The 2,362-nt window shown below is 38.7% G+C and carries 2 protein-coding genes; both read left to right on the forward strand.

Annotated features, from left to right (window positions below; genetic code table 11):
- Nucleotides 1-154 precede the first annotated feature (154 nt).
- Nucleotides 155-1,333 carry a thiolase family protein gene (locus tag HPY74_20780; protein ID NSW93042.1) on the forward strand — a complete coding sequence of 393 codons (1,179 nt, stop codon included), beginning with the start codon at nucleotides 155-157 and terminating at the stop codon, nucleotides 1,331-1,333.
- Nucleotides 1,334-1,351: 18 nt separating this feature from the next.
- On the forward strand, nucleotides 1,352-2,242 hold the full coding sequence (locus HPY74_20785; protein ID NSW93043.1) for a 3-hydroxybutyryl-CoA dehydrogenase: 891 nt from the start codon (nucleotides 1,352-1,354) through the stop codon (nucleotides 2,240-2,242).
- Nucleotides 2,243-2,362: the final 120 nt, after the last annotated feature.

A 2,362-nucleotide genomic window follows, 5' to 3' on the forward strand; every position in this document is an offset into this window, starting at 1 on the left:
ACAAATGACCTCATCCCCTTTCTAAATCACTATTTTAGCAGGTTTGGAGGCTGGGAGGTGAAGTTACTTGTTTCCAGTTATTATAAATCAAATAAAATCAAGGGGTTCAGCTTTGCTGAACACCAACAAATTGTTGAGATGGAGGTGTGTGATAGTGAGAAATGTTGTAATAGCCAGTGCTGTTAGAACAGCAGGAGGAAAGTTTGGGGGTTCTTTACAAAAGGTAACAGCTCCAGAGCTCGGAGCAGTTGTTATCAAAGAAGCTGTTAAAAGAGCTAATATTACCGGTGAAATGGTAGACCAAGTGATATTCGGTAACGGATGGCAAGCAGGAGTAGGGGCAAATCCAGCAAGGATATCTACAATTAAAGGTGGACTTCCTGTAAGTGTGCCGGCTTTTACAGTAAATATGAGGTGCGGCTCAAGCCTAAGAGCCCTGCAACTAGCTGTATTAAGCGTAGGTGCAGGAGAAACGGATATAATAGTTGCTGGTGGTGCTGAATCCCCAAGTAATGCACCCTATATTCTTCCGGAAGCTAGATGGGGTCATAGAATGGGACAAAAAGCAGTAGATGATGTATTACATAAAGATGGTTTTATATGTCCTCTGGCAGAAATGTTTATGGGAGATACATGTGAATTATTGAATAAAAAATATGGTATTTCAAGACAGGAACAGGATGAATTTGCCCTAGAGTCCCAACTAAAGGCAAAAAGAGCTGTTGAAAGTGGTGTTTTCAAAGAAGAAATAGTTCCCATACAAATTAAATCAAAAAAAGGAATAACAATCTTTGATACCGATGAGGTTCACAAAGAAACTTCTTTGGAAGGATTAGCAAAATTACCATCTGTATTTACAGAAGGTAATACGGTTACTGCCGGAAATAGCTGCGCTCTTTCGGATGCAGCTTCAGCAGTGGTGATCACTACTGCTGAAAAAGCAAAAGAACTTGGGCTGCAACCATTAGCCATGATTAAATCTTATTCCTTCGTCGGATTAGAACCAAAGCATATGGGGTTAGGGCCAGCTGTTGCAACACCTATCGCACTAAAAAAGGCAGGCATGGATTTAAAAGATATAGATTTAATAGAACTAAATGAGGCATTTGCAGGACAAGTCATTGCCTGTATCAGAGAATTAAAGCTTGATAGAAGTAAGCTGAACATATATGGTGGAGCAATTGCCATGGGGCATCCTGTTGCAGCAACGGGTACAAAAATCCTTACTACTCTCCTTTATGCGATGAAGAACTTAGATAAGGAAACTGGTTTAGTAACTCTTTGTATCGGTGGAGGCCAAGGTGTTGCAGTGATTGTAGAAAGAATGATTTAACAGAGGAGGAATGAAAAAATGACAGTTAAAAATATATTTGTTTACGGTACAGGTACAATGGGCCGAGGAATCGCCCAGGCTGCAGCCCAAGCAGGATTTGAAGTATACTTTTGCAATGAAATATTCCCAGAGGAAGTTGAATTAAGTATTGCGATGATAAAGAAAGGTCTTGATAAACGAGTCCAAATGGGAAAAATGAATGAAGAAGAAGCAAATGAAGTTATTGGTAGGATTATTCCAGCTATAGACATAGAAGACAGTAAAAATGCTGATTTTATAATTGAAACAATCATTGAGGATGTAAAAATTAAACAGGAAGCCTTCAAAAAACTAGAAAAATATTCTAAGTCTCACGTAGTGCTAGCTTCTAATACAACTTCATGTTCTATTACAGAGATAGCCAGTGTCTTGGAAAATCCAAGCAGGGTTATAGGGTTCCACTTCTTCAACCCAGCGCACATCATGAAACTTCTGGAGATTATGCCTGGATTATACACAGAAGATAATATCATTGAGCAAGCTAGAGATGTTGCCCTAAAATTAGGTAAGGACCCGGTAGTGACGAAGCGGGAAGCACCAGCAGGATTGACAAGTAGAGTGTTAGCAGGACTTTTAAATGAAGCGGTTTGGGTTTTGCATGAAGGAATAGCTAGCGTTGAAGACATTGATAAAGCAATTGTATTAGGATGTAATCATAAAATAGGCCCTTTGGCTTTAATAGATTTAATTGGTGTAGATATACATCTTGCAAAAACCAAGATGCTTTATAACAAAACCGGGGACTCAAGATATAGACCATGTTATCTTTTAGAGCAAATGGTTACAGCGGGGTATTTAGGTAAGAAATCAGGAAAAGGATTCTATGATTATACGCAAGAAAAAATTGTCTCCCTTAAGTTTATTATATAGATTACGATAATGATTTTACATTCGCAGGCATAACCTGTTTATGACCTGTTCCGGGACCTTGTTAATTGAATTAATGAACCCCCTAACAGCTTCACGAATTTGTTTTACAGAGGAGTAGAA

It is taken from the genome of Bacillota bacterium (assembly GCA_013314855.1).
Taxonomy (GTDB): Bacteria; Bacillota; Clostridia; order Acetivibrionales; family DUMC01; genus Ch48.

Bases quoted from the DNA above. Each gene is read 5' to 3' on its own strand.
- HPY74_20785 (NSW93043.1), top strand. From the start codon at position 1,352: ATGACAGTTAAAAATATATTTGTTTACGGTACAGGTACAATGGGCCGA.